Source organism: Streptomyces sp. 7N604 (assembly GCF_052245475.1).
Taxonomy (GTDB): domain Bacteria; phylum Actinomycetota; class Actinomycetes; order Streptomycetales; family Streptomycetaceae; genus Streptomyces.
Genome location: NZ_JBQQBX010000006.1, coordinates 148,700 through 173,916, shown reverse-complemented (window position 1 = coordinate 173,916; position 25,217 = coordinate 148,700). Strand labels below are relative to the sequence as shown.

Annotated in this window: 22 protein-coding genes and 8 pseudogenes; 10 read left to right on the top strand and 20 right to left on the bottom strand. The window is 68.3% G+C overall.

Annotated elements, in window-relative coordinates; genetic code table 11:
- Positions 1–3: 3 nt before the first annotated feature.
- Positions 4–231, bottom strand: coding sequence for a 4Fe-4S dicluster domain-containing protein (locus tag ACTWP8_RS08860; protein ID WP_125741086.1), 228 nt, complete (start codon positions 229–231; stop codon positions 4–6).
- A gap of 63 nt (positions 232–294) precedes the next feature.
- Positions 295–1,062, bottom strand: a complete 768-nt coding sequence (locus ACTWP8_RS08855; protein WP_443321589.1) for a GntR family transcriptional regulator — start codon at positions 1,060–1,062, stop codon at positions 295–297.
- Between the two features lie 172 nt (positions 1,063–1,234).
- Here ACTWP8_RS08855 and ACTWP8_RS08850 point away from each other — a divergent pair.
- Both ACTWP8_RS08850 and ACTWP8_RS08845 read left to right on the top strand, forming a co-directional pair.
- Positions 1,235–1,600, top strand: a pseudogene (locus tag ACTWP8_RS08850) (cysteine dioxygenase); the annotation flags it as partial.
- A pseudogene (locus ACTWP8_RS08845) lies at positions 1,597–1,981 on the top strand (rhodanese-like domain-containing protein); the annotation flags it as partial. The pseudogenes ACTWP8_RS08850 and ACTWP8_RS08845, both read left to right, overlap by 4 nt.
- 146 nt (positions 1,982–2,127) lie before the next feature.
- Here the strand turns inward: ACTWP8_RS08845 and ACTWP8_RS08840 are convergent.
- From ACTWP8_RS08840 to ACTWP8_RS08775, 14 genes and pseudogenes are all read right to left on the bottom strand, one after another.
- Positions 2,128–3,054 (bottom strand): ABC transporter permease, encoded by a 927-nt coding sequence (locus ACTWP8_RS08840; RefSeq protein ID WP_443321588.1) that lies wholly within the window; start codon positions 3,052–3,054, stop codon positions 2,128–2,130.
- On the bottom strand, positions 3,041–3,838 hold the full coding sequence (locus ACTWP8_RS08835; protein ID WP_443321587.1) for an ABC transporter ATP-binding protein: 798 nt from the start codon (positions 3,836–3,838) through the stop codon (positions 3,041–3,043). The genes ACTWP8_RS08840 and ACTWP8_RS08835 overlap by 14 nt, the downstream gene beginning before the upstream one ends.
- A gap of 38 nt (positions 3,839–3,876) precedes the next feature.
- Positions 3,877–4,983 carry an ABC transporter substrate-binding protein gene (locus ACTWP8_RS08830; RefSeq protein ID WP_443321586.1) on the bottom strand — a complete coding sequence of 369 codons (1,107 nt, stop codon included), beginning with the start codon at positions 4,981–4,983 and terminating at the stop codon, positions 3,877–3,879.
- Between the two features lie 553 nt (positions 4,984–5,536).
- The gene (locus tag ACTWP8_RS08825; protein ID WP_443321585.1) at positions 5,537–5,995 is read right to left on the bottom strand and encodes an RrF2 family transcriptional regulator; all 459 of its coding nucleotides are present in this window, start codon (positions 5,993–5,995) and stop codon (positions 5,537–5,539) included.
- A gap of 91 nt (positions 5,996–6,086) precedes the next feature.
- Positions 6,087–6,986, bottom strand: coding sequence for a TauD/TfdA dioxygenase family protein (locus tag ACTWP8_RS08820; RefSeq protein WP_443321584.1), 900 nt, complete (start codon positions 6,984–6,986; stop codon positions 6,087–6,089).
- Between the two features lie 13 nt (positions 6,987–6,999).
- Positions 7,000–7,197: a 4Fe-4S dicluster domain-containing protein gene (locus ACTWP8_RS08815; RefSeq protein ID WP_443321583.1), complete on the bottom strand. Its 198-nt coding sequence runs from the start codon at positions 7,195–7,197 to the stop codon at positions 7,000–7,002.
- Entirely contained in the window at positions 7,194–8,813 is a 1,620-nt protein-coding gene (locus tag ACTWP8_RS08810) for an FAD-binding protein (protein WP_443321582.1), read from the bottom strand. The genes ACTWP8_RS08815 and ACTWP8_RS08810 overlap by 4 nt, the downstream gene beginning before the upstream one ends.
- Positions 8,810–10,165 carry an LLM class flavin-dependent oxidoreductase gene (locus ACTWP8_RS08805; RefSeq protein ID WP_443321581.1) on the bottom strand — a complete coding sequence of 452 codons (1,356 nt, stop codon included), beginning with the start codon at positions 10,163–10,165 and terminating at the stop codon, positions 8,810–8,812. The genes ACTWP8_RS08810 and ACTWP8_RS08805 overlap by 4 nt, the downstream gene beginning before the upstream one ends.
- A gap of 49 nt (positions 10,166–10,214) precedes the next feature.
- On the bottom strand, positions 10,215–11,159 hold the full coding sequence (locus ACTWP8_RS08800) for an ABC transporter permease (RefSeq protein ID WP_443321580.1): 945 nt from the start codon (positions 11,157–11,159) through the stop codon (positions 10,215–10,217).
- On the bottom strand, positions 11,156–12,007 hold the full coding sequence (locus tag ACTWP8_RS08795) for an ABC transporter ATP-binding protein (protein ID WP_443321579.1): 852 nt from the start codon (positions 12,005–12,007) through the stop codon (positions 11,156–11,158). The genes ACTWP8_RS08800 and ACTWP8_RS08795 overlap by 4 nt, the downstream gene beginning before the upstream one ends.
- Positions 12,008–12,012: 5 nt before the next feature.
- Positions 12,013–13,083, bottom strand: coding sequence for an ABC transporter substrate-binding protein (locus ACTWP8_RS08790; protein ID WP_443321578.1), 1,071 nt, complete (start codon positions 13,081–13,083; stop codon positions 12,013–12,015).
- Between the two features lie 270 nt (positions 13,084–13,353).
- The gene (locus tag ACTWP8_RS08785; protein WP_443321577.1) at positions 13,354–13,446 is read right to left on the bottom strand and encodes a putative leader peptide; all 93 of its coding nucleotides are present in this window, start codon (positions 13,444–13,446) and stop codon (positions 13,354–13,356) included.
- Positions 13,447–13,670: 224 nt separating this feature from the next.
- On the bottom strand, positions 13,671–14,900 hold the full coding sequence (locus ACTWP8_RS08780) for an acyl-CoA dehydrogenase family protein (RefSeq protein ID WP_443321576.1): 1,230 nt from the start codon (positions 14,898–14,900) through the stop codon (positions 13,671–13,673).
- Positions 14,901–14,913: 13 nt separating this feature from the next.
- Positions 14,914–15,490 (bottom strand): annotated as a pseudogene (locus ACTWP8_RS08775) (winged helix-turn-helix domain-containing protein).
- A 542-nt stretch (positions 15,491–16,032) separates the two neighbouring features.
- Between ACTWP8_RS08775 and ACTWP8_RS08770 the strand changes: the two are divergent.
- On the top strand, positions 16,033–16,182 hold the full coding sequence (locus ACTWP8_RS08770) for a hypothetical protein (protein ID WP_443321575.1): 150 nt from the start codon (positions 16,033–16,035) through the stop codon (positions 16,180–16,182).
- Positions 16,183–16,230: 48 nt separating this feature from the next.
- On the opposite strand, the pseudogene ACTWP8_RS08765 reads toward ACTWP8_RS08770, so the two are convergent.
- Positions 16,231–16,901 (bottom strand): annotated as a pseudogene (locus tag ACTWP8_RS08765) (LLM class flavin-dependent oxidoreductase); the annotation flags it as partial.
- A 12-nt stretch (positions 16,902–16,913) separates the two neighbouring features.
- Here ACTWP8_RS08765 and ACTWP8_RS08760 point away from each other — a divergent pair.
- Positions 16,914–17,168, top strand: a pseudogene (locus ACTWP8_RS08760) (ISAzo13 family transposase); the annotation flags it as partial.
- Positions 17,169–17,185: 17 nt separating this feature from the next.
- Here ACTWP8_RS08760 and ACTWP8_RS08755 read toward each other — a convergent pair.
- From ACTWP8_RS08755 to ACTWP8_RS08745, 3 pseudogenes are all read right to left on the bottom strand, one after another.
- A pseudogene (locus ACTWP8_RS08755) lies at positions 17,186–17,537 on the bottom strand (transposase); the annotation flags it as partial.
- Between the two features lie 73 nt (positions 17,538–17,610).
- Positions 17,611–18,076 (bottom strand): annotated as a pseudogene (locus tag ACTWP8_RS08750) (DUF1707 SHOCT-like domain-containing protein); the annotation flags it as partial.
- 15 nt (positions 18,077–18,091) lie between these two features.
- Positions 18,092–18,444: pseudogene (locus ACTWP8_RS08745) on the bottom strand (transposase); the annotation flags it as partial.
- Between the two features lie 272 nt (positions 18,445–18,716).
- On the opposite strand from ACTWP8_RS08745, the gene ACTWP8_RS08740 reads away from it, so the two are divergent.
- From ACTWP8_RS08740 to ACTWP8_RS08715, 6 genes are read left to right on the top strand one after another with little or no spacing between them, the layout of a single operon-like run.
- Positions 18,717–19,451 carry a polyprenol monophosphomannose synthase gene (locus ACTWP8_RS08740; protein WP_443321574.1) on the top strand — a complete coding sequence of 245 codons (735 nt, stop codon included), beginning with the start codon at positions 18,717–18,719 and terminating at the stop codon, positions 19,449–19,451.
- A gap of 43 nt (positions 19,452–19,494) precedes the next feature.
- A complete protein-coding gene (locus tag ACTWP8_RS08735) occupies positions 19,495–20,745 on the top strand; it encodes an FAD-dependent oxidoreductase (RefSeq protein WP_443321573.1) in 1,251 nt (416 codons plus the stop codon).
- The gene (locus ACTWP8_RS08730; RefSeq protein WP_443321572.1) at positions 20,742–21,803 is read left to right on the top strand and encodes a polyprenyl synthetase family protein; all 1,062 of its coding nucleotides are present in this window, start codon (positions 20,742–20,744) and stop codon (positions 21,801–21,803) included. The genes ACTWP8_RS08735 and ACTWP8_RS08730 overlap by 4 nt, the downstream gene beginning before the upstream one ends.
- Before the next feature lie 35 nt (positions 21,804–21,838).
- A complete protein-coding gene (locus ACTWP8_RS08725) occupies positions 21,839–23,182 on the top strand; it encodes a cytochrome P450 (RefSeq protein ID WP_443321571.1) in 1,344 nt (447 codons plus the stop codon).
- A 47-nt stretch (positions 23,183–23,229) separates the two neighbouring features.
- Entirely contained in the window at positions 23,230–24,288 is a 1,059-nt protein-coding gene (locus ACTWP8_RS08720; RefSeq protein ID WP_443321570.1) for a terpene synthase family protein, read from the top strand.
- Entirely contained in the window at positions 24,285–25,100 is an 816-nt protein-coding gene (locus ACTWP8_RS08715) for an SAM-dependent methyltransferase (protein ID WP_443321569.1), read from the top strand. The genes ACTWP8_RS08720 and ACTWP8_RS08715 overlap by 4 nt, the downstream gene beginning before the upstream one ends.
- The last annotated feature ends 117 nt before the right edge of the window (positions 25,101–25,217 follow it).

The following is a 25,217-nucleotide window of genomic DNA, read 5'->3' as shown; positions in this document are numbered from 1 at the left end:
CTTTCACCGGAGCAGGTAGGGCATGTTGACGGTGACCGCGCCGGTGGGACAGCGGGCCGCGCACGGGCCGCAGTACCAGCACTCATCCACGTGCATGTACGCCTTGCCGTTGTCCTCGCGGATGGCGAGCGAGTCGAGCGGACACATGTCGACGCAGAGCGTGCAGCCGTCGATGCACTTGGACTCGTCGATGGTCACGGGCACGTCGGCGCGCTGTGGAACAAGAGGCATGGCTGTCTCCAAGGGCCCGGAAGGCAGAACAGGAGGAACGGAAGGAAGGGGAGGCTCAGGGGCTCAGACGGAGCGGCGCAGCAGGCCGCTCATGGTGATGCGGTCGCCGCGGAACCGGATGAACTCCAGGTCCACCGGCCGCCCGTCGGGCAGACGGGTCAGTCGTTCCAGCATCAGTACGGCGGCTCCGCGCGGGGCCTGGAGCACCGCGGCGGAGTGCGCGTCGGCGTTGACGGCCTCCAGAGTGATCTCGGCATGGCCCAGCGGGCCGCCGGTCAGCGACTCCAGAAGCCGGAACACGTCCGTGTTCTCCAGGTCGCAGCCGAGCAGTTCACCGCCCACGTCCATGGGCAGGTAGGACAGATCCAGGGACAGCGGCAGTCCGTTCAGGCGGCGCAGCCGCTCGATACAGAGCACGTCGGTGTGCTCGGGCAGGCCCAGCCGGTGGGCCACCGGGCCGGGGGCGGTGACCGCCCCGACGGTGCGGACTTCGTTGGTGACCCGGCCGTGCTCGTGCAGGATCTCGGCCAGGCCCTGGAGGCGGTCCAGCCCGTGCGGGTACTTCTCGCAGACCACCACGGTGCCGACGCCGGGCTGCCGGTCGATGAGTTGCTCGCCGCGCAGCAGGTCCAGGGCCTGCCGGACGGTGTTGCGGCTGGCGCGGTAGTCGGAGGCAATGACGTCCTCCAGGGGAAGGACCCCGCCGGGGAAGCCGCCCGCCAGGATCTGGTGGCGCAGCAGGTCGGCGAGCTGCCGGGCCTGGTCCGCACGCAGCCGCCGACGGCGCGCGGCGGCGACCGGGAGGGCGGCGGAGACGGGTTCGGCGGGCATGGGAGGGAACGTACCGGGAGAGCGGTTCTGATGGTGTTGCTGAAGTATTGCGCCACCTGACGACCCGTCTACACTGCTCTGACCTGCGGTTTCAGCGGCAGGGTGGCGAGATCCGCCACCCTGCCGCCCACAACGTGGACCACCGGGTGACCACGATGCGGCGGGTGACCGCAGCGAGGCCTGGATCATCAGCTGGCCGCCTGGCAGCGGCACCGGCTGGCACGACCACGGTGAGTCGATCGGCGCCTTCAGCACAGCGATAGGCGAACTTACGGAGGACGCGTTCGCGGTACGCCTTGCCACCGAGGGATGGAAGTCCCTGGAACTGGTCGAAGGCGTCGACCGCCAACGGCGGTTGCGGACCGGCGAGGGCAGGGCCTTCGGCCACCACCACGTACACGAAGTACGGAACGAGTCCGTTACCGAGCACGCTGTCTTCTTTCGCCATGGCCCGCCGCTGCCACTGTTGCGCGGCTTCAGCCGTACCGGTGCGGTGCTCAGGCTCGAGCAGATCGAGAGGCGGGAGGACTGGCGGTGAGCGGGAGGCTGTCCATCGACGAGCACCCGGCGCGGGTCCGCGCCGGACTCGACTGCGTCGGCCCGCAGGAGGCGTACGCGGCGGCTGCCGACGGGGCACTGCTGGTCGGCATCCGGTACGCCGAAGTGTGCGAGCGCGACGGGCTGATTCCCCGGCGCGCTCGTGATCGAGCGCAACGAACTGGAGTGGCGGCTGGACCCGCAGGACTCCGAGCGTGTCCCGCAAGCCACGGGCCACGATCTGCGAATCGTGGTGATCTGCAACGAGGGCTACGCCTCGAGCCTGGCCGCCGCATCGCTGCGCCAGCTGAGCCTGCACCGCGCGACCGACCTGGTCGGCGGCTTCCATGCCTGGCGCGCGGCGGGCCTGCCCGTCACCGCACCGTGGGACCTGCGGGGGCCTCTCCGCAAACTCAGCAGCACCGGCTCCGCTGTGGGCGATGCCTCTGTGGGGCCGGTGCCGTGCGCCGGGTCGCTGGTGAGCGGCGGGATGGGGTGGGCATCCCGTGCCGATCGGGATCCGTTCGTTCAGCGGGTGACCAGCAGGCCCCGGCTGCGCAGCACCCGCCGCTCCAGCGGGCTGAAGATCAGCAGATCGATGGCGATACCGACGAACAGGATCAGGGAGATGGCCAGGAACACCTGCGACATGCTGGCGTTGTTCCGCCCGTTCTCCAGCAACTGGCCAAGACCGACACCCAGATCGGGCGAGGAGGCGATGATCTCGGCGGCCATCAGCGACCGCCAGGAGAACGCCCAGCCCTGCTTCAGCCCGGCCAGATAGCCGGGGAGCGCCCCCGGCATCACGATGTGCCAGGCCCCGCGCAGCCCGGTCGCGCCCAGTGTCCGCCCGGCGCGCAGGAACAGCGGCGGGATCTGGTCGATGCCCGCGACGAGGCCGTTGGCGATGGACGGGACCGCGCCGAGCAGGATCACGGCGTACATCATCGAGTCGTTCAGGCCCAGCCAGAGGACGGCGGGCGGCACCCAGGCCACCGACGGCAGCGACTGCAGACCGGACAGGATGGGGCCGATGGCCGCCCGGACGAACCTCACCCGGGCGACCAGCAGGCCGAGCGGTGTACCGATGGCGAGCGCCATCAGGAAGCCGAGCAGACCGCGCGAGACGCTGGTCCAGATGTAGTCGAGCAGTGCGCCCTGGAGCCAGGCATCGCGCACCTCACCCCACACCTCGGACGGCGAGGGCAGCTTGTAGTCGGGGGCGGCCTCGGCCCACACCAGCAGCTGCCAGACCACCAGCACCAGTGCGGCGGCGGTGATAGGCGGCAGCGCTTTGCGTATCAGGGTCTTGCGCAGCGGCGTGCGGCCGACCTGCACCGAGTCCAGCGCGTCGAGCCCGGCCTCCAGTCCCGCCAGATCATGCGGGTCCTGCGGCTCCCCGGCTGCCGGGGAGCCGTCCATCTTGATGTCGACGCCGGTGTCAGTGCTGGCCATGGCGGCGGATCTCCCCACGCAGTTCTTCGGTGATCTCGACGGACAACTCGGCGACCGCGCTGTCCTCGATGCGGCGCGGCTGCGGGATGCCGACCGTCCACTGCCGGGCGATCCGCCCCGGCCGCGAGGACAGCAGCACCACCCGCTGCGCCAGCCGCACCGCCTCCCGCACGTTGTGCGTCACGAACAGCACCGACAGGTTCGTCTCGCCCCAGATGCGGGTCAGCTCGTCGTGCAGTACGTCACGGGTGATCGCGTCCAGCGCGGCGAACGGCTCGTCCATCAGCAGCAGCCGGCTGTCCTGGGCCAGCGCACGGGCCAGTGCGACGCGCTGCCGCATGCCGCCCGACAGTTCGTGCACCCGCTTGCGGTGCGCGCCCTGCAGCCGTACGAGTTCCAGCAGCCGTTCCGCCTCCTGCCGACGCTCCGGCCCCGCGACCCCGCGCAGCTTCAGCGCGAGCTCGATGTTCTTGCCCGCGGTCAGCCACGGGAACAGCGCGTGCTCCTGGAACATCAGGGCGGGCCGGCCGTCCGTGCCGATCGAGCCGGCGGACGGCAGGTCCAGTCCCGCGACCAGGTTGAGCAGGGTGGACTTGCCGCAGCCGGAGGCCCCAAGGAGGGTGACGAACTCGCCCGGTGCGATATAGAGGGTGATGTCGTCCAGCACGAGCTGCTGTCCGCCGGGCGTGCCCGGCGCGGGGAAGGACTTCGAGACATGCTCGATACGGGCGGCGTGCGTCACCGCCGTGGCGTCCTCGGCAGCCTTGGCCATCGTGGTGGCCACGGTCGTCACCTCCTGGGAACTCTTCGGTCCGGTTGTCGTTACTCGGCGCCGAGACCGGCGTCGTCGACCTCGTCCTTGCCCTCGGCCTTGAGGACCTTGTTGAGCGGTGCGAGGTCGTAGATGCCCTTCAGATTGGGCTCCTCCAGCAGGCCGGCCTTCACCGCGTGCTCCGCCTCGGTGTCGAGGGTGGCGGCCAGCGGGTCGTCGAGGAAGGTGATGGACTTCCAGGCCGGGTCGATGACCTCGGCGGGCAGAGCCTTGCCGGATTCCTTCTTGAGGGCCGCGTTCGCGGACGCCTTGGCCTTTTCCGGGTTGGCGTTGATCCACGCGTTGGTCTTCACCGAGCCGCGCAGCACGGCCTCGACGACGTCCGGGTGCTCCTTCAGGAACGTCTGCGACACGATGATGTTCGTGATCACGAACTTCTTGTCCGGCCACAGGTCGCCCTCGTCGAGGAGCACCTTGCCGCCCTCGGCGACCAGCTTGGACGCGGTCGGTTCCGGCACCCAGGCACCGTCGACGGAACCGGACTTGTAGGCGTCCGGGGTCACCTTGTTGTCCGTACGGACCACGGAGACATCGCCCTCGCCGCTCTCCGCGTCGACCTTCCAGCCCTTCTCCGCGATCCAGTTGAGGAACGCGACGTCCTGGGTGTTGCCGAGCTGCGGGGTCGCGATCTTCTTGCCCTTGACGTCGTCAAGGGACTTGATCTTGTCCGGGTTGACGACGAGCTTCACGCCGCCGGAGGCGGAACCGCTGATGATGCGCAGGTTCTCGCCGCCCGCCTTGGTGTAGCCGTTGATGGCGGGGGAGGGGCCGATCCAGCCGATGTCGATGGACCCGGAGTTCAGCGCCTCGATCTCGGAGGGGCCGGCGTTGAAGGTCGACGGCTTGATCGTGGTGCCGCCGAGCTCCTTCTGGAGCAGGCCCTCCTGGACGCCCACCAGAGCGGTGGCGTGCGTGAGGTTCGGAAAGTAGCCGATCTTCACTTCGTCGGCGGACAGCTTCTTGCCGTCCGCCGCGACCTCGGTCTGCTTGCCATCGTCAGCGGACTCGGAACCGTAGCCGCAGGCAGTGAGCAGGAGGGGCAGCGCCGCTATGACGGCGATGGTGCGCAGGGTGGTGAGCGGTCTTGCGGCAGACACGAAGGTGTCCTTTCAGGGGGACTGGGTGATCAGGGAGGTACGGAAATTCGAGGCTCACATTCCGTCGGCACGCACCAGCAATCCACTCCCCGGCCGTTGGCGGCAGAAATGCCGTCGCGGGCTGAGAAGCGGAACGTGGAGGGTGTCGCCGGAGCAGATGTTGCGCACGCCGTCACGGCCATGCCGTGCCCGAAGGCATGCGGTCATGGGGATATGCGGGCGGCGCTGTCAGCCGAGGGGGCCGATCCGCCGACAGGGGCGGGGCGGCAGGGCGGCAGCGCTGTTCTGAGGGAGCCGAGTTCTGTGGACGGCCTCAGACGGGCTGACAGATGGAACTGGATGTGCGGCCGAAATCGATGTGGCGACGCGAGGTCAGAAGGGGCAGCAACCGGTCTGTGCGGTTGAGCGTTCTCATGGCCACCCCACAGATCCCTAGTTCTCCTACCTGGCTGATAGGGATCGTGGCAGACGGCGGCGTCCACCCCAAGAGGGTGTTCAGATAATGGATGGCCACGTCTCGCTTTTTGGGATCAGTGGTGAATGGCGCAGCGCGTCAGGGGTTTACCCAGGCGCCCGGGGCGTCGGTCAACACGGATACATCGGCGGGCAGTTCGGCCGATGCGACGTCAGCGAGCGTCACACCCTCGAGGATCTCGCGCACGTTGGACCGCAGTGCGATCCACAGGGGAAGCAGCGACTGAGCGGGGCCGGTGTAGGACAGGTCCGGCGGGCGGACCCCGCGCACCGAGACCAGCGGGCCGTCCACGACGCGTATGACGTCCGCGATGCTGATGGACTCGGCGGGCTTGGCCAGCCGGTAGCCGCCGTTACCGCCGCGCTGGCTGAGGACGAGACCGCCCCGGCGCATGTCGTTCAGGATGCTTTCGAGAAATTTGTGCGGGATGTCCTGGGCGGCGGCGATGGCCTCGGCCTTCAGTGGCCCTCCATCCCGTGACGCGGCGAGCTGCAGCGCGGCACGTACCGCGTAGTCCGCCCTGGCTGAGATCCGCATGTGTGCATTATCCCGTACGGCTTCGGTCGGCGTCCGTCGCGGGTGGGCCGTCGGCCGCCGGGCGGGTGTCTGTGCCCGGCGGCCGGCGACATCAGGCCGCGGCCGGCGTGTAGTGGGAGGCGTCGTCGCCTTCGACGACATGGCTGAGGGTGCCGTCGATGCCGGCGGGGACGTCGCCCGCGACGGTCACCCGGTGCAGCAGGCGCGGCAGGTCGCCGTAGTCGTCGGGGGCGTAGTGCTGGGTGATGCGGTTGTCGAACAGGACGAGGTCGCCCGGCGTCCAGGCCACGCGCACGATGTTCTCGGGCCGGGTGACGTAGGACTGGAAGATGCGGAGCAGGTCGCGGGAGTCGGAGGGGCCGAGGCCGACGATGCTCTGGGCGAAGCCGCCGATGAACAGCCCGCGCTCCCCGGTCTCGGGGTGGATACGTACGACCGGGTGGGCGGTGCGGTATGTGCGGGAGACGAACCGCTTGCGGTGCTCAGCCGCCTTCTCGCTCTTCGGGGTGGCGTAGTCGTAGTCGTTGGTGTGGACGGCCCACAGCTTGTCGGCCAGCTCGCGCAACGGCTCGGGCAGATCCCGGTAGGCGGCGGCCGAGTTGGCGATGAGGGTGTTGCCGCCGTAGGGCGGTAGCACGATGCTGCTCAGCGTGGACGCCTTCGGGGGCGTACGGACGAAGGTGACGTCCGTGTGCCAGTGGTTGGCGCGGATGCCCTCGTCGCCGTCGACGGGCAGGATCTGGGGCTGGCCGTCGACGGAGGGGACGGTGGGGTGCGCGGTGGTGAGCTCGCCGAAGAGGGAGGCGAAGCGCAGCTGGCTCGCGTCGTCGAGCTGCTGGTCGCGGAAGACCAGCGCCTTGTGTTCCAAGAGCGCAGAGTTGATCTCGGTGACGACGGCGGGGTCGAGGTCGGTGGAGAGATCCACGCCGAGGATCTCGGCGCCGATACGGCCGCCGATCCTGCGGACGTCGAAGCCGGTGCCGGTGGTCATGTGCGGGTTCCTTTCAGGAGCTGATCGTCAGGGGCGCGACGTACAGCGCGTCGGCCGGGCAGTTCGCCTCGCACTGGAAGCAGGTCTGGCAGTCGTCACGGCGGGCGAGCACCGGAATGCCGTCCTCGCCCCGGTCGAAGACGTTGGTCGGGCAGACCTTGATGCACTTGTCGCAGGTGATGCAGCGTTCCGTCGAGACCAGTTCGATCACGAAGCCACCTCCAGTGGTGCGGCCGGTGCCGCCGGTGCGGTCGGCGCGGTCGTCAGGGGCTCGGTACGGGTCCACACCCGGTCCAGGCCACCCGTGACGATGCGGTGGTGTTGCCCGGGGTCCTGCGACGGGAAGTCGAGCCTTTTGGCCATGCCGCGGGTCTCGGTGCGCGCCAGCGCCGCGGCGTACATCCAGCGGGCGTGCGCTGCCATCGACGCCGCCTGCGGGGCCCGTACGGCGTCTCCGCCCGCGGCGTGCAGGGAGGCGCGCGACTCCTCCCACACGCTGTCGAGCACCTCCAGCGAGGCGGTGAGCCGGTCGCCGTGGCGCAGATAGTTCTTCTCGTACGGCAGCACTTCGCCCTGGACCGCGGTGACGACCTCACGGAAGCCGTCGGCAGGACCAGATGCCCCGGTGGGCCGGAGCCCGGCTCCGCCCGCGGCCACCAGGCGCCTCGTACCCGCGCCGACGCCGAGCGAGCGGGCGTGGCGGACCGCGCCCCGGCCCGCCCAGGTGCCGGAGGAGATGGCCCACGCGGTGTGGCTGCCACCGCCGGTGAAGCCGCCGCAGATCAGCTCACGGGTCGCCGCGTCCCCGGCCGCGTACAGCCCAGGGACGGTGGTGGAGCAGTCGTCGCCGGTGATGCGGATGCCGCCGGTGCCGCGCACGGTGCCCTCGGCGAGGAGTGTGACGGCGAAGCGCTGGGTGAAGGGGTCGATGCCGAGCCGGTCGAAGGTGAGGAAGAAGTTCGGCTGGGCCAGCCGCATCGCCTGCCGGGCCGCCGCGTCCGCCCGGTCGAGGCGGCAGTACACCTTCTCACTGAGCAGCGTCCTGGCGATCACGGACCGGCCGCCCTGGCTGGCTGCTCCCTTCAGGACCGTGCCGTCCTCGCGGTAGAAGGTTGCGAAGGAGTAGAACGCGGTCTTGGTGACGGAGGTGGCCTCGGGCGCGATGCCGTACGCGTTGGAGAACTCCATCCCGGACAGCTCCGCGCCCACCTCGGCGGCGAACAGCGCACCGTCGCCGGTGTTGACGTTGCAGCCCAGCGCGCCGCTGAGGAACGCGCAGCCGCCGGTGGCCAGGACGACCGCCCCGGCGCGCACCTGGTACGGCTGCCCGGCCTGGCGCCGGTGACCCCTGGCCCCGGCGACCGCGCCGGAGGGGTCGGTGAGCAGTTCGGTGACCGGGCTGTGGTCGAGGATGCGTGCCCCGGCCCGCTGGACGCGGATCCGCATCCGGCGCATGTACTCCGGTCCCTGCAGCCCGTTCCTGAGCTGCCTTCCGTCCGGGCCGGTCGGAAACGGGTAGCGTCCGGCCGCCGCCAGCTCGTTCACCCCGGCGTACGTCTGGTCCAGCACCCGCGTCATCCACCGCCGGTCGGCCAGATAACCGCCCAGTGCCTCCCTGCTCGCCATGGCCGCCTCGCGCGTGGCGGGCTCCGGGGGGACGTACCACACACCGGTACCGCTCGAGGCGGTGGCGCCGCTGGTGCCGCAGTAGCCCTTATCGGCAAGGACGACGTCCGCTCCGTCCTGGGCCGCTTTGAGCGCGGCCCACGTGGCCGCGGGGCCGCCGCCGACCACCAGGACGTCAGTGGTGAGGTCGAGTCCGGTCATGCGGGCACTCCCTCTGCTGCGGCCGCCGCGGCCAGCCGGTTGGCGGGGCGGGCCAGGCCGTAGTGTTCGCGCAGGGTGCGGCCGGTGTACTCGGTGCGGAACAGGCCGCGTTGCTGCAGGATCGGTACGACGTGGTCGACGAAGTCCTCCAGGCCGCCCGGCAGATGGGGCGGCATGATGTTGAAGCCGTCGGCGGCGCCTTGGGTGAACCATTCCTCGAGCTGGTCGGCTATCTGCTCGGGGGTGCCGGCGAAGACGCGGTGGCCGCGTCCGCCGCCGAGGCGGGCGATGAGCTCGCGCAGGGTGAGGCCGTCGCGGCGGGCGAGCTCAGCGATGAGCGTGAAGCGGCTCTTGTTGCCGTTGATGTCCCGCTCCTCGGGCAGCTCCGGCAGCGGCCCGTCAAGGGGCAGGCCGGTCAGGTCGGTGCCGAGCATCCCGGACAGCTGGGCGAGCCCGTACTCGGGGACCTGCAGCTCGGTGAGCTCCTGTTCCAGTGCCTGGGCCTCCGCCTCGGTCGAGGCGATCACGGGGGCGATGCCGGGGAGCACCAGCAGCTGATCCTCGGTGCGGCCGTAACGGGCCAGCCGGGACTTGAGGTCCTTGTAGAAGGCTTGGCCGTCGGCGAGGGTCTGCTGGGCGGTGAAGACGGCCTCGGCGTACTGGGCGGCGAACTCCTTGCCGTCCTCCGACGAACCGGCCTGCACCAGCAGCGGATATCCCTGTGGGGTGCGCTGAACGTTCAGGGGGCCCTGCACCCGGAAGTACTCCCCGCGGTGGTTGATCTCCCGCACCTTGTCGGTGTCCGCGTAGACGCCGCGCTCCCGGTCGAGCAGCACCGCGTCGTCCTCCCAGCTGTCCCACAGCTTGGTGGCGACCTCGACGAACTCCCGCGCTCGCTCGTAGCGCAGCCGGTGCTCCAGGTGCTCGTCCTGCCCGAAGTTTCGGGCCTCGTTCACGGTGCCGGAGGTGACGATGTTCCAGCCGGCCCGGCCACCGCTGATGTGGTCCAGGGAGGCGAACTTTCGGGCGGTGTGGAAGGGCTCGTTGAAGGTGGTGGAGACGGTGGCGATCAGCCCGACGTGCTCGGTGACCGCTGCCAGGGCGGAGAGCAGGGTGAGCGGTTCGAAGCCGCCGAGGGCGTTGTGCCGGACGTTGCCCCACAGGGCGAGGCCGTCGGCGAGGAAGACCGAGTCGATTAGGCCGCGCTCGGCGGTCCGCGCGAGCTGCTGGAAGTAGCGCAGGTCGGTGACCGGTTCGGGCTGGGTACGGGGGTGCCGCCAGGCGGCGTCGTGGTGGCCGGCGTTCATCAGGAAGGCGTTGAGATGAAGGCGGCGAGGGCTGTTTGCGGGCATGGGGCGTTCCTCTGGATTCCTCGAAAAGGGCATCCGGCAGAACCGGACGTCAGCTCGTGGTGGGGATGCGCCACGAGCTGAGCCGCTTCTCCACGGCCACCAGCAGCTGGTTGAACGCCACGCCGATGACGGAGATCGTGACGATCCCGGCGTACATCTGCGGAATGGCGAAGTTGTACTGGGATGCGTTGATCAAATAGCCGAGACCGGCCTTGGCACCGATCATCTCGGCGGCGACCAGGACCACGATGGACACCGCCCCGGCCAGCCGGATCCCGGTGAAGATCGTCGGCACCGAGGCCGGCAGGATCACCTTCTGGAACAGCCGCGGGGCGGACAGGTCCATGGACTTCGCCAGCCTCAGCAGGGTGGGGTCGACGGTGCGTACCGCGCTGATGGTGTTGAGGAGGATCGGCCACGCGCACGCGTACACCACGATGGAGATCTTCGATGTCTCGCCGATGCCGAGGAGCAGCACGAACACCGGCAGCAGGGCCAGGGCGGCGGTGTTGAGGAAGACCTGCAGCAACGGGCTGAGAAGATCGGCGACGGGCCGGTACCAGCCGATGAGCAGGCCCAATGGTACGGACACGGCGACGGCCAGACCGAAACCGCTGAACGAACGCACCAGACTCGCCTGCGTGTTGTCGGCGAGTTGACCGTTGGCCACGAGTCCCCACAAGGCCTGGGCGACCTCGCTGAACGGCGGCAGGAACGTCCGGTCCACCAGGTCGAAGCGGGGCGCCAGCTCCCACGCGAGCAGCAGGGCAAGGATCGCCACCGACTTGGTGATGCTGGTCAGTACGGCGCGCAGGAAGTGGGGCAGGCCGGAAGCGCGGCGGCGCCGCGGCTCGCTCAGCCCGATCGGCAGGACGGCCGCGGGCCCCTCGGTGGACGCGGGCTCCTCGGTGGGCGCGGACGCCGTGCCGGTGGCCGGCACGGAGAGTACCTTCTGGGTGTCGAGCCGCGTGCTCGAACCACTTGCGAGGCTCATGCGGAGACCTCCTCCTTCTCCAGCAGCTGGGTCCTGGTCACCTCGTCGTGCAGCAGCGTCCAGATCTCGTGCCGGTACCGCACGAACTCGGGGCTGGAACGCAGGTCGTCCGTCGCCGTACGGGAGTCGAAGTCGATGGACACGACCTGCTTGATGCGACCGGGCCTGGAGGTCATGACGGCCACCCGTTGGCCCAGGTAGACGGCTTCCTCGATGCTGTGGGTGATGAAGACGACGGTCTTCCCGGTGCGCTGCCAGATGCGCTGCAGCTCGTCCTGGAGCGACTCCCTGGTCTGGGCGTCCAGCGCGGCGAACGGCTCGTCCATCAGCAGGACGTCGGGGTCGTAGGCGAGAGAGCGGGCGATCGCCACGCGCTGGCGCATGCCGCCCGAGAGCTCGTGCGGGTGCCGGCTCTCGAACCCGGAGAGCCCGACCAGGTCCAGGTACGCGCGGGCGCGTGCGGCGCGCTCACGCCGCGGCGCGCCGGTCGCCTCAAGACCGAACTCGACGTTGCCCAGGGCGGTGCGCCAGGGCAGCAGGGCGTACTGCTGGAAGACGATGCCGCGGTTCAGGCCGGGCCCGGTCACCGGTTCCCCGTCCAGGAGGATCCGTCCGGCGGTCGGCCGGGCGAGCCCGCCCAGCAGGTCCAGGAGGGTGGACTTGCCGCATCCGCTGGGGCCGACCACGACGACGAACTCCCCCGCCTCGATCCGCAGATCAATGCCGTCCAGGGCGGTGAAATCGCCGTCCCCGTGAGCCGAGCTGCGGCTCTGGGCCCGCCCCCTCTTGGCGGGAAAGGTCTTGCGCACCTGCTCGAACTCGATCTTGGGTGTGGCAGTTCCTGACATGGAGATCAGCTCCCGCTGTGAGTCGAGGAGGCCGACGGAGCCGCGGACGAGGTGTCCTTTCGGCGATACGCGTTGAACTCGTTGGTGTAGAGGTCCCGCGCCTTGATCTGGCTCTTCGTGATGTCACCGCGCTCACCCAGCCAGTCGATCCACAGCTGGAGTTCCTTGTCGGTGATGCGCCCGGCGGTCTCGGCGACGCCGAAGGCCTTCCAGTGCTTCAGCGGATCGGTGTCCTCATTGCGGCCGCGCTTCTTGACGATCTCGATCTGCCGGTCGATGACCTCTTCGCGCGGGGTGGCGCGGGCCCACTCGATGGCGCGCGCGACACCCGTGACGAACGTGCGCGCGGTGTCGGGACTCTGCTCCAGAAAGCGCTCCGTCATCACGTACGTGCCGGCCGTGAAGGCGCCGAGCAGCTGGTAGTCGCTGAACAGCGGCCGTATGCCGCCGGTCTCGAGGGCCTTGTCGCGCAAGATGTCACCCAGGACGCCCACATCGATCTTCTTCTGGCGCAGCGTCTGCTCGGTGTTGACCGGGGGCACCACCAGGGGCTCGACCTTCTTGATGTCCGCCTGCGACAGGCCGTGGCGTTGCAGGTAGATGTCGAGCATCGCCTCGGAGTGCGCCCCGAGGGTGTTCATCCCGACCTCCTTGCCGATCAGGTCACGGGCCGAGCGGATCGGGCTGTCCTTCAGCACATAGAAGCCGTTGTACTGACGCCGGTCGACGCCGTAATAGCCGATGACGGCCTTGATAGGTGCGTGGCGCGAGGCGAGCTTCACGACTGCGCCGTTGAACGCCCCGCCGAAGTCGATCTGACCCGTGGCCGCGGACTGGATGTCCTGCGGCCCGCTGATGGTGTTGCCGACCCACTTCAGCTTCACGTCCTCCAGATAGCCGAGATCCTCGGCCAACTCGGGCAAGGTGACCTGGCCCGCCCAGCCCTGGTACCGGAGCGTCTTGGTCTGGCCCTTGCCGGAGTTGGCTCCGGTTGCGGTGGTGCCGCAGCTCACGGCCACCGCCGAAAGACCGAGCAGAGAGAGGAACTGGCGTCGGGTCGATGCCGTTGTGGCCATGGAAAGGTCCTGTTCAAACGAGTGGGGACTGACGTGGAATCGGCGGACGTGCTTCGTGAAATGGCGAGAAGTGACGCCTGGAGGGGTTCTTTGGCGTGAAGAGGCGCCTGCCGAAAGAGGGTGCGCAGAGCGCTCGGCGGTTGGGCGTGGGCAAGGCGGACACACCGAAAGGGGAAAGAGACCGGAATGCCCGCGAGGAATCAGTGATCTACGGCAACAGCGGCATAGTCGTAGCAGCCGACTGTGAAGAGCGGGAGAGAGCAGCGCCGGTCAGCGGGTCCAGCGGCCGACGGCACAGATGGCGCTGGCCTGACGTCGCAGATCGACGTGCAGGCGCGCGGCGAGGTTCTCAGACTTGCTCACATTCAAGAGAGTTGCAGCGAAATCCAGCTAAGTCAATGTCGCTGCACGTGCGTCTCATATTCTCAACCGTCCGACATGTGCGTGAAGCGCGGCGTTCACAATTTCCTGGATGGCAGGTGGCGTGGCGAATGCCGCTCATGTCGAGTCGGTCGTCGGGGGGATACCGAGGCCAATTCATTGTGGAGCATGCGCCGTTACTGATCCGGCGCTGCGGGTGCGCACGGTCAGACGGGCAGGACGAACGGAGGGTGTGCACCGTTGAGGAAGTAGTCCCCGACATCGCGGAGCCGGTGGGCGACGGGCTCGTACAAGGTGTGAGTTCGGGCGTTGCGCCAGAAGCGGTCGAAGCCCAGCCGCGAGGACGCGGAGCGGGCGCCGATGATGTCCAGGGCACGGGCGGTGGACTCCTGCGCAGCCCTGGAGGCGGCGGCTTCGGCCATGGCCACGAGGACAGAGATCTCCGCGTACTCGTCGTAGGTGAGGTCTTCGCCGCGTGCCAGCCCGCCTTGCGCAGCTTCCAGTGCTTGAGCGGTGAGTGCGGACGCGGAGCGGGTGAGGACGGTGAGTTCTCCGTAGGCGGTCAGCACATGCAGGTCCTGGGGAGAGCCGACCGGACAGGCGGGGTGCCAGGGTGATTGGCCCGCCCTGCTGTACTCACGAGCTTCGGCGAGCACTCCCTCAGCCATGCCGAGACGGAGTTGGACGGAGAGGAGACGCCCGACCGGCGATGCCAGAGCAGTCAGGGGTGACAGGACGTCCTCGTCTGCGGACAGGGAGCCGAGTACGTCGTCGGCAGCGACCGGTACGGCGTCGAACTCCACGCTCCCGCCGGCCGCGAGCCGCTGGCCGAAGGTGTCGGCGTCGCCGTCGATCCCCACGCCGTGACGGGCGGGATCGACAACGACTACGAATGGTTCGCCGGTGTCGGCCCGCACCGCCCGTACGGCGAGGAGGTCGGCGACCAGGACCCCGGTGGCGTAGCTCTGCCGACCGTCGAGCACATGGCCATCGGCTGTCCTGGCCAGCGTCAGAGGCGGTTCCTGACGGGCGAAACCACCACCCCAGCACCACTGCTCCGCCGCGGACTGCCGCTCGACCTGGGCGGCGAGAGCGGGCTCGGTGAAGTACCGGGCGCTCCAGGACAGGAAGTAGTGACAGCCGAGCAGCTGACCGATCGCGCCGTCGGCTGCGGCGATCTCCCGGACAACGGCGTACGCCGTGGGCCAGTCCGCGCCGCCTCCCCCGAGCTCGGCCGGTATCAGGAGCGTCAGCAGGCCCGCCTCACGCAGCCGGGATACCTCGTCGAATGGGGCCTTGCCTGCCTGGTCCCTGGCCACCGCGTCCGTGGCCAGGTCGTCCGCCGTCTCGCGGGCCACGCGCAGCCAGTGGGCGCGGCCGGGCCCGGTCCGGTCGGACTCCGCGGTGGGGCGGGACGGCGCAGGGGCAACGCCCATGGCAGTGGTCTCCTCAAGGTCGGCCGCAGGGAGTGGCGTTGGGGCTCTCTTGCCAGTCGGGCACGTACTTGTAACCCACGCGCCGTACGGTGACGATCCGGTGCCGGTGAGCCGTGCCGAGCTTGCGGCGCAGGCGCGCGATGTGGACATCTACGGTGCGGCCGTCGCCGATGTGGTCGTAGCCCCAGATGCCGGCCATCAACTGCTCGCGGGAATGCACATGGTGGGGATGCAGAACGAGATGGGCCAGCAGCTCGAACTCCAGGTAGGTGAGGTCGAGTTCGCGTCCGTCCACCTCTGCGACATGGCGCGCGTGATCGATGCGCACGACGTCGCCTCCCCGTCCGCCGCACAGGAGTTGAGTCCGTGTAGGCGACCGGTCGGATCTCCGGCCGTGCCCCGTCCTTGGTGAAGAGCTCGGCGGGATCGGTGCCCTCGGGGACGAGCACGAGATAGCCGAGGAGCGGCGCGGAAGCGTGTTCCTCAGCGCCGCCCTGCGTGCTCTTGCCCACCAGGCGAAGATGGCGTACGTCGGAGAGCGGCGGCGGCGAACCCAATGGAGTGGGCTGGGCCGGAAGTGCCGTGGTCATGGCGGTCGTCCTTCAGAAGTGTGTCGAGCCATCAGGCGCAGTGGGTGTTTCGCCTGATCGCCTGGGAGGGGCAGGACTACAAGCTGTGCGGTCGGCGGAGGAACACCGACGGCACCGGAGCCCACCCCGGGCGGTGCATCAGGAGAGAAAGAAGGAGCGGAGCGGCACGCGCAACGTATGAGCCGCGTGCCTTACACGCGGCAGCAGGCGGCGCTGACGACGTGACCAAAGTCGACATGCCGACGACGAACGAGTCGTTGCTGCGTGTGGGACATGTGCATCATCCTGCGCATCCTCGCTGGGCACCGTCAATAGTTCCCTAGTTAATCGATAGGAAAAGTAGGGATAGGTCCGCGTAGCGGCGGCCCGCGCATCGACCACCCCACCAGCCAGGCCCCGCCTTAGGCATGGCAGCGTCTGTCCGCCGGAAGCGGTGCGAAGGGAGAGCCGTAAAACGACTGGGCTTAGACCATCAACAACTTCGTCCAGGCGGACGCAGCCGACGGTTCCATGTAGTCACGCCGGAACATGCCGCCGAGGCGTTGCGCCGTAGCAACGACCTCGCCCAGTGCGCGGCGCGGTTCGGCTATGCCCGCCTCGGCAGCAGCGGTGGGCAGAGCGCCGACACCCACGGTCACGCCGACCGGGTGCGCTCCTACCAACTCCTGGCCGAGGAGTGGCAGCGCCGATGAGCCGGTGCCGGGGCCGGCCGGATCCCGCCGACGGGCGTGCCGCCGCCATCAACCTCCGTGCGCGGCGAAGGGTATCTGTGCGGAGTGCTCTACGCCGGGTTCACCGGCCGGGTGCGACCACAGCCCGTCCTGACCGAGCAGGGGCAGTACGCCTTCGCCGAACCAGTACGCCTCCTCCAGGTGCGGATAGCCGGAGAGGATGAACTCCTCGATGCCGAGGGCGTGATATTCGCGGATGCGGTCGGTCACCTCCTGGTGGCTGCCGACCAGGGCGGTGCCGGCGCCCGCGGACCAGTCCGATGCCTGCCCAGAGGCCCGGGTGGATCTCCAGCCGGTCGCGGCTGCCGCCGTGCAGGGCGAGCATGCGCTGCTGGCTCGGACGCGCTGCGCGAGAGTCCGGACTGGACGGTGCGTACGGTCTGCTCGTCGATGCCGTCCAGCAGCCGTCGCGCCTCGGCCCAAGCGGCCTCGGAGGTGTCGCGGGTGATGGTGTGCAGCCGGATACCGAAGCGTACGGTGCGGCCTTCGCGGGTGGCGGCGGCGCGCACGCGGGAGATCTTCTTGGCGACCTGGGCGGGCGGCTCGCCCCAGGTGAGGTAGACGTCCGTGTGCCACGCGGCGACCTGCAGGGCGGCGGGGGAGGAGCCGCCGAAGTAGATGGGCGGTACGGGGTCGGGCGTGCGTGCCAGCCGGGCGCCTTCCACCTGCAGGTGTTCCGATTCGGTCTGGTCGGCGGCATCTTTCCTCAGAAGATCGGCGACGCGGAGCGCGTGCTGGCCGCCGTGCTCTTCCACCGCCTGGTCTGCACCGGCGAGGTCCTGGCCGAGCTGTTCCAGGTGAGCCGCCGCACCATCGGCAACGCTCTTCTCGACGTGCGCCCGCTCCTGGAAGAAGACGGATTCCACCTCAAACCAGCCCCGAGCAAATACCGAACTGTCGGCGCCCTCTTGGCCTCCGTTCCCCAACAGGGGAATCCACCACGTTAATTCCGCACGGCTCCACAGTGCACCCGGCACCTTTGCCAGGCAGCGTCGAGGAAGACGGTCCGGATCGCGGCCACCAGCCCGCTGTGGCTGTCGGAGATGACCACCGCGGTGGCCGGTGGCGGAGATGGTGGCGGTGACCACGGCCTGGGAGGCGATCCGGTGGTTGACGCGGGCCTTGCAGTAGGTGGCATCCAGGAAGACGTAGGGAAGGACGGTGTGGTCCAGCGGCCGCTCTTTGAACGCTTCCAGCTCGTGGTCGAGCTCGCCGCAGATCCGCGACACCACCGACTTGGAGACCCCGCTGTCCGCACCGAGTGCTTTGACCAGGTCGTCCACGCTGCGGGTGGACACGCCGTGCACGAGGGCATCCGCTGGGCGGACGCCCCCTCGTATCTGCAGCCTGACCAACCCGCCGTGGCACCAGCAGCCGAGCGGGGGCGAAGTGCCGCACGGGTAATCCGGATGCCGAATGAAGCCTCAACGCCGCGCGTGGCGGATCTTCAACCGTAGGCCGCCGAGTCTGGTAGCGCAGGTCCTTCCACCCCGTGAGCAGACCCTCGACGTCAACGGTCGCGTCGTGAGGCACCTTGATCTTGGCCCCGCCGGTGCCGAGTAGCAGCTCGATTTCGACGACCGGATGCTCGATGACCGCCCGGGACAGATCCAGGTGCACCCTTCCGTATGCGGACTCCACCTTGAGGATCCGAGGTACCCGCCATACGCCGTGCCGCTGGATCCGTCCGCCAGCGGCGGCGATTGTTGACGTGGTATCCGGATTCTCCTCCGGGAGCGAGGCCATAGCCGACGCGAGCGCTGTGCGTCTTTGCGGTGAGCACCTGGTCGAGACGTTCGTCCATCTCCTCGTGCGAGATGCGCTCATCGGCGTACGCCTCCTGTAGGCGCTGCACGGCCGTCTCGCGGTCGTCTTCGCTGAGCAGTGGCAACCTGCCTTCGGGCAGGTAGCGGCGGGGGAAGACGATCCATTCGTCGTGCATCTCGAAGAGCACGGCGGTGACCAGCCGCAGGAGCGCCTCATCGTTGGGGAAGACCTGGACGACGTCGGTCCGGCGCCTGACCTCGCGGTTGATCCGCTCCAGGGGGGTTGGTGGACTGGATCTTCTTCCAATGTCGCTACGGGAAGGTCGCGAAGGCGGTCAGCTCGTCTTTGGCCCTCGTGGAGCATCTGGCCGACCTTGGGGAACTGCTTGCCGAGCATGTCGGCGACGGTGTCGAGTTGTGCGCGGACCGCGGCTTCGGCGGGCTGGGCGAAGATCGTCGGATGGTGTCGGCCATCTGGCGGCACCGTGAAGACGTCATTTCGGTCAAATATCCGACGATGCATGAGGCTTCCTGACGAGGCGAGAGTGCGGGCACAGCTTGCACTGTATTCGTTATGTGCGTATTGCGAGATTACGTCGACCCTCAGGCGATCACCAAGCGTGATCACGTCGGTACACGCAACAGGGGTCGACGAGGGAGGTAGGCGAATGGCCGAAACGAGGCGCTAGTCGTCGCCTGGTCCCTGGCGTGGCTCCGTACGATGGCTCGATGATCAGCAGCGAAGAGGCCATAGCGATCACTGTGGTGGTGCCGACGTACAACGAGAAGGAGAACCTTCCCGTCCTCGCCGAGCGGCTGTTCAACCTGGGTGTTGAGGGATTGCGTCTCGTGGTGGTGGACGACTGCTCGCCCGACGGGACCGGCGAGGTGGCGGACAAGCTGGCATCCCAACACCCTTGGCGCGTGGCGGTGATTCATCGGAGCGTGAAGGACGGCCTCGGTCGCGCCTATGTTGCTGGGATGAGTAAGGCTCTGTCCGACGGAGCCGACATCGTGGTCCAGATGGACGCGGACCTATCGCATCCCGTCGAGTCCATCCCGCAGTTGCTGGCCCCGCTCATGGGCGGAGAGGCGGACTTTGTTATCGGCTCCCGCTACGTGCCCGGAGGGAAGCTGGACACCGCTTGGCCCTGGCATAGGCGGGCCCTGTCCAGGTGGGCAAACGTGTACGTCAACACGCTGCTGCGCCATGGGGTGATGGATGCGACCGCGGGCTTCAAGGCGTGGAGGGAAAAAGCGTTGCACACGGTCGGGCTGGATGACGTACGGTCGAACGGCTATTCGTTTCAGGTGGAGATGAATCACCGGGCCCTGTCGAGGGGCCTGCGGGTCGTGGAGGTGCCGATCACCTTCACTGAGCGCATGAACGGGGCATCGAAGCTGACGCTGGGGGTTCAGGTGGAGTCGGCGTTGACGCCGTGGCGTCTGCTTCTGGGGCGCTGACCCAGCAGTCCCGCACGTGACCAAAAGGGGGACGTAACTACTGATGTCACGTTTATCTGTTGCGGTAGTGGGGGCGGGAATCTCCGGCCTAACGGCCGCCTACATCCTGCAGGAACGTTTCGACGTGACGCTGTTCGAGGCGAATGGCCGTCTGGGAGGAAACGCGGAGACGGTCACGGTCGACGACGACCTTGCGGTCGATCTCGGATTTACCGGCTACAGCACCGTGGCCTACCCGGCCTTGTCACGCCTGTTCCAGGAGCTGGGAGTGGAGGGGCAGCCAGTCGTCTCAGCAAGCGATGCGCTATGCCAGGACTGCCGGTTCGCGGACCGGAACGGAACCACCCTCGCCGGCGGAGAGCTGGGCAAGCTCGAGGATGCCACTGAGGAGGCGCGGCAGGCGTTCACCGCTGACCGGCAGCGGTTCACAAAAGAACTGGCCGAGCTCGCCGCGATGGACGACACCGACGTCACCGTCGGCGCGTTCCTCACCCGCCAGGGGTACTCCCCGTACTTCATCCGTCACTGGTTCTACCCCAGGTTCGGGCCGTGGTTCCTGCTGGGCGCGGCGGAACTCGATCAGATGCCTGTCTCCTACCTGGCGTCCTCCATGGCCCCGCTGCTGAGCCCGGCCGCCATGGACTCCTGGTACACGGTCAAGGGCGGCAGCCGTACCTACACCGCCCGCATCGCCGAACGCCTTCCCGATGTGCGCCTGTCCACCCCAGTTCGCTCCATACGGCGCATCGGCGAGGGCGTCACGATCCGCACCGCGCACGACGGCGGAGGTCACTTCGACAAGGCTGTTCTCGCTGTTCACCCACGTCAGGCCCTGCGGATGCTGGATGTCACGGACGCCGAGCGTGCCGCCTTGGGGGCGTTCCGGTTCGTGATGGTGGACGTCGTTCTGCACACCGATACGAGCGTGCTGCCCGCCCCGGACTGCACGGGTGCGCTGATAATGCACGTGACCTGCCAGGATCCTTCACCCGAGTTCGCGAACTGCCACGTGGACGTGACAAAGTCGCTGCGCCTGAACACCCGTGTGCGGTACGTGAAGAGCTTCAATCCCACGGATGCGATCGACCCCACCAGGGTTGTGGCGCGCCGCCGGTATGAAGTGCCCTTGTTCACAGCAGAAAGCGTCCGCGCCCAGGGCGCGCTCGGGGCCTTGTTCACGGACCGGCTGGCCTTCGCCGGTTCATGGTTCGGCAATGGCTTCCACGAAGCGGGCTGCCTGGCAGGCCTGCGCGCGGCGGCGGCGCTGGGGGCGAGTTGGGGCCAGGCCGGGTGACCGTCATCAACCAGGCCGCGGAAGAGGATGCCATACGTGATGCCGTGGATGCGGTGCTGCACGACTTCCTCGACGTTCAGGAGCAGCAGGCGCAGGCCGCAGACCTGAAGATGTTCACTTCCCTGCTGCGGGAAATCATCTCCGCCGGGGGCAAGCGCATCCGCCCCCTGCTGTGTGTGACCGGCTGGCAGGCGGCCTCCGACGCCCCGGTGCCGGCAGTGGTGTACCGGCTGGCGGCGTCACTGGAGCTCTTCCATGCCTTCGCTCTGATCCATGACGACATTATGGACAACTCCGATATGCGTCGGGGCCGTCCGGCCGCGCACCGCGCTCTGGAGCATTTACACCCGGGGCACCGCGACCGCGCCACTCTCGGCCGTAACGGTGGGATCTTGCTGGGGGATCTCGCCCTGGGCTGGTCCTACGACCTTCTGCACCACTCCGATTCCGGGGGGTGGGCGCTTCCGTGGGATGTCCTGAACACGATGCGCACGGAGACCCTGATCGGCCAGTACCTCGACCTGTCTTCCGCGACGCAGCCCAGCCAGCCGGACATGGACACCGCATGGCATGTCATCCGCTACAAGACCGTCCGCTACACCTTCGAACGGCCCCTTCAGGTCGGCGCCCTTCTGGCCGGTGCGAGCCGCGAGCAGCACGAGGCACTGGCGACGTATGCGGCGGCGGTCGGTGAGGCGTTCCAGCTCCGCGACGATCTCCTCGGCGTGTTCGGGAATCCGGATGAGACCGGGAAACCGGCCCTGGATGATCTGCGGGAAGGGAAGCGCACCGTCCTGGTCGCCACCGCATGGGAGAACGCGTCCGGTGCGGACAGGCGGCGTCTCGTGAGGTTCCTGGGTGACCCCGGCCTGGACGCTGCACAGGCGGATGAGGTGCGGGACATCCTCACCGGGACCGGTGCGGTCCGAGCCCTGGAGGCGATGATCACGGAACGGCGCAGGTTGGCACTGGCTGTGCTGGACGGTGCGCCACTGTCCCCAGCCGCGGCCGGGCGGCTGCGGCGGATCGCTGATGCCGCAACGTCCCGTACCTCCTGACCCCCTCTGTTGTTGATCTCGAGAGGTGAACTGTGGTGACCACCCCTGTCGCGCCGGGGAAGCGTCCGCTGGTCGGGCACGGCCTCGGCTTCGGCCTCAAACCGTTGGAGTTCCTGAACGCGCAACGCCCTCTGGGTGCCGTGACAGCCCTCACGATCGGGCCGTGGCGGGCGCGGATCATCAATGACGCGGACCTCGTACGGGAGATGCTGGTCTCGCGTCCGAAGGAGTTCCTCAAGGAAGGCCCGCTGTACGAGCTGTCCAGCGCGTTCGTCGGGAACGGGCTGGCGATCAGCGAGGGCCCCTACCACCGGCGTCAGCGTCGCCTGATCCAGCCCGCTTTCTCCCGGGCCAGGATGCCGCAATACCACTCGGTGATGCGACAGGCCGCCGAGGAGATGACCAGCCCGTGGAGCGACGGCGACCGGCTGAACGTCTGGAACGACTTATTCCACCTGGCGGTGTCCGTCATCGGGAACATGCTCTCCCCCGGCCGCTTCCCCAGGGAGAAGACCGAGCGCATCGTGTGGGCGGTCGCCACCGCATCCGCAGGCATCGGATGGCGCAGCGTCACCCCCGCAATGTGGCTGCACCGGCTGCCCACGCCGGAGTACCAACGGTTCACCCGGGCGCAACAGATCCTGCACGCCTTCGCCGACGAGGCGATCGCCGTGCACCGGTCCCGCAAGGACGCTCCAGAAGAGCACTTCCTCACCATTTTGCTGGGCGCGCGCGACGAGCATGGCGATCCGCTGTCTGCCAAGGAACTGCGGGACGAGGTCGTCACCCTCTTCTCCGCCGGCTCCGCCACCGTGGCCACCTCGCTGGCTTGGGCCCTCCACCTGCTGTCCCATGACCGGAAGGCAGACGAGACGGCGTGCGTGGAGATCCGCGACGTCCTCGAGGGACGACCGGTCACGGCCGCGGACCTTCCTCGCCTGGAGTACCTGGGCAGGATCGTCACCGAAGTGCTGCGCCTGTATCCGCCGGCCTGGCTGCTGCCCCGCATCACCCAGGATGCGGCCGAGTTGGGCGGGCACGTGATCCCCCCGGGTACGCACGTGTTCTTCAGCCCATACTCCATCCACCGCGACCCCACCCTCTACCCGGACCCCGACACGTTCGACCCGGATCGGTGGCTGCCGGAGAACAGCACCAGCCGCCCGCGAAGCGCCTATGTGCCGTTCGGGGCGGGGGTGCACCAGTGCATCGGGAACAACTTCGCTCTCACCGAAGCCACAATCGCCCTCGCGACGATCCTGCCTGCCTGGCGCCTTGCCCCGGTCCCCGGGGCTCGTGTCCGAATCCGCCCCCGCGCCCTGCTGGAGCCCGACGGCCTGGCCCTGACCGCCCGCGCCCGAACCGAGGAGACCAAGTAATGACCGCTCCGCTTCCCCCGTGCCCGGGCATAGGCGAGGAAAGCCGCGTGACCTTCCCGCCGGTTTCGCAGCGCTTCACCTGCGGCCTGCACCCCGACTACTACGACATCCTGGCCCGGCATGAACAGTGGGTCCGCACTCGCCTCCTGCCCGGTCAGCCCATGGCCGCGAACCAGATCCTCGCCGACAACCTCTCCGCCCTGTTCGTCTGTATGTCGTACTACCGACTGGAGGCGGAAAAAGTCCTAGATGTCTGCAACCTCACTGACTGGTTGTTCTTCCACGACAACGACGTGGCCCGCCTGCGCACCAGCCCTGACACCAGCGACGAACGGCGCGAAGATGCGGTCCGCGGCTACCTGGATTCCCTCAAGACCATGCTTCAAGGCGGCCCGGCGCCCGACCAGCCGTGGGCGATGGACAGCATCGGCGACCTGATCACCCGCTTCGCCGGTAAAGCCACCCCCGAAGGCTTCACCCGCCTTGCGGAAGCCTTCGACCACTACTCCACCGTCACCATCGGCGACGAAGCCACCAATCTGCTCCGCCACCAGGTCACCGACCTGGACAGCTACATGCACATGCGAGCCGCCGGCGGAAGCTCCGCGACCGTCTTCTACCACGTCGTCACCCAATACGTCCTGGGCATCGACATCGACCAGACCGCCCTCAAGCACGAACTGGTCGAACGCTATTGGGCCGCCATCATGGACTATTGGTATCTGCCCAACGATCTGTTGTCCTTCCGCGCCGAATGTGCCCGAGGCGATCACAACAACGCCATCTGCCTACTGCGCCGCTCCCAGGGCGCCACCCTCCAAGAAGCCGTCGACACCGTCGCCCGCATGATCGACGACTGCCAGGACACCGCCGTCCGTTGCTGGAACGAAATCACCAGCTGCAGCCTCGCCGACGTCCCTGGCCTCATCCAGCTGCTTGAGACCTTCCAGCATATCGGGGCCGCCAACCATCGCTGGTCTTTCATGGCCCCCCGCTACCACGGCCGCGGCTTCGTATGGAACGGCGTCCTGACCGGCGAGCTGCGCCTGACGCCCACCCACACCTACTTCCCCAACGTCCCCATGCTCGAAGGAATCACCCGTTGACCAGCGCCGAGGTTTTCAGCAAAGAGCAAGTCGCCACGTTCTATGACAACACCAGCATGATCGCCGCCCTGTCCGGGCCGAACGTCCACGTCGGCTACTGGCATGACGACGATGACAGCAGCTCCCTGGACGAGGCCACCGACCGCATGACCGACCTCGTCATCGCCCGCCTCGGCGTGCTTCCCGGCGGCCGCGTCCTGGACATAGGATGCGGCCTCGGCGCCCCGGCCATCCGACTGGCCAAGGCCATGGACGTTCACGTCACCGCGATCGCCACCAGCCCTGCTCTCATCGCCGAAGCCGAACGCCGTGCCGCCGAAGCCGGCGCAGACGGCCAGGTGGTCTTCGAGCTGGGCGACGGCGAAGACCTGACCTACCCGTTCCGCTCCTTCGATGCGGTCATGGCCATCGAATCCCTTGTCCACATGAACGACCGCCCGACCGCCTTCCGGCATATCGCCCGCGTCCTCAAGCCCGGCGGCCGCCTCGTTGCCACCGACCGCGTCGAGATACAGGCCCCCACCGAAGCCGAACGCGCCATCGTCGAGGCATACCGACACATGTCCTTCAACGCTCCCTTCATGCGCCTGGACGCCTACATCACGGCCTTGCTGGATGCGGGCCTGCTGCCGGTGGAGTACCAGGACATCACTGACCGCACACTGCCCCACTACCGTCACATGATCGCCCAGCTCGACCACGCCCAAGGGATCGCCCCGCAGGTCCGCGACCAGGGGAAGGCCATGTTGATTGGGCTCCTCGACGCAAGACTCCCCACCAACATGATCATCACGGCGAAGGCGCCTAGCTGATCCGGGCCTAGGGCCCGAAGTTCAACACGCAGGATTTGACAGGGGGCATCGCCACGCGGCAGTTCCGGCACAGGCAGACGGAGGCGATGCGCGTCATCACGCCGGAGATGCGGGACT

Excerpts from the sequence above, each read along its gene's own strand:
- ACTWP8_RS08860 (WP_125741086.1), bottom strand. The coding sequence starts at position 231 with ATGCCTCTTGTTCCACAGCGCGCCGACGTGCCCGTGACCATCGACGAG.
- ACTWP8_RS08855 (WP_443321589.1), bottom strand. The coding sequence starts at position 1,062 with ATGCCCGCCGAACCCGTCTCCGCCGCCCTCCCGGTCGCCGCCGCGCGC.
- ACTWP8_RS08840 (WP_443321588.1), bottom strand. The coding sequence starts at position 3,054 with ATGGCCAGCACTGACACCGGCGTCGACATCAAGATGGACGGCTCCCCG.
- ACTWP8_RS08825 (WP_443321585.1), bottom strand. The coding sequence starts at position 5,995 with ATGCGGATCTCAGCCAGGGCGGACTACGCGGTACGTGCCGCGCTGCAG.
- ACTWP8_RS08820 (WP_443321584.1), bottom strand. The coding sequence starts at position 6,986 with ATGACCACCGGCACCGGCTTCGACGTCCGCAGGATCGGCGGCCGTATC.
- ACTWP8_RS08810 (WP_443321582.1), bottom strand. The coding sequence starts at position 8,813 with ATGACCGGACTCGACCTCACCACTGACGTCCTGGTGGTCGGCGGCGGC.
- ACTWP8_RS08805 (WP_443321581.1), bottom strand. The coding sequence starts at position 10,165 with ATGCCCGCAAACAGCCCTCGCCGCCTTCATCTCAACGCCTTCCTGATG.
- ACTWP8_RS08800 (WP_443321580.1), bottom strand. The coding sequence starts at position 11,159 with ATGAGCCTCGCAAGTGGTTCGAGCACGCGGCTCGACACCCAGAAGGTA.
- ACTWP8_RS08795 (WP_443321579.1), bottom strand. The coding sequence starts at position 12,007 with ATGTCAGGAACTGCCACACCCAAGATCGAGTTCGAGCAGGTGCGCAAG.
- ACTWP8_RS08790 (WP_443321578.1), bottom strand. The coding sequence starts at position 13,083 with ATGGCCACAACGGCATCGACCCGACGCCAGTTCCTCTCTCTGCTCGGT.
- ACTWP8_RS08780 (WP_443321576.1), bottom strand. The coding sequence starts at position 14,900 with ATGGGCGTTGCCCCTGCGCCGTCCCGCCCCACCGCGGAGTCCGACCGG.
- ACTWP8_RS08740 (WP_443321574.1), top strand. The coding sequence starts at position 18,717 with ATGATCAGCAGCGAAGAGGCCATAGCGATCACTGTGGTGGTGCCGACG.
- ACTWP8_RS08735 (WP_443321573.1), top strand. The coding sequence starts at position 19,495 with ATGTCACGTTTATCTGTTGCGGTAGTGGGGGCGGGAATCTCCGGCCTA.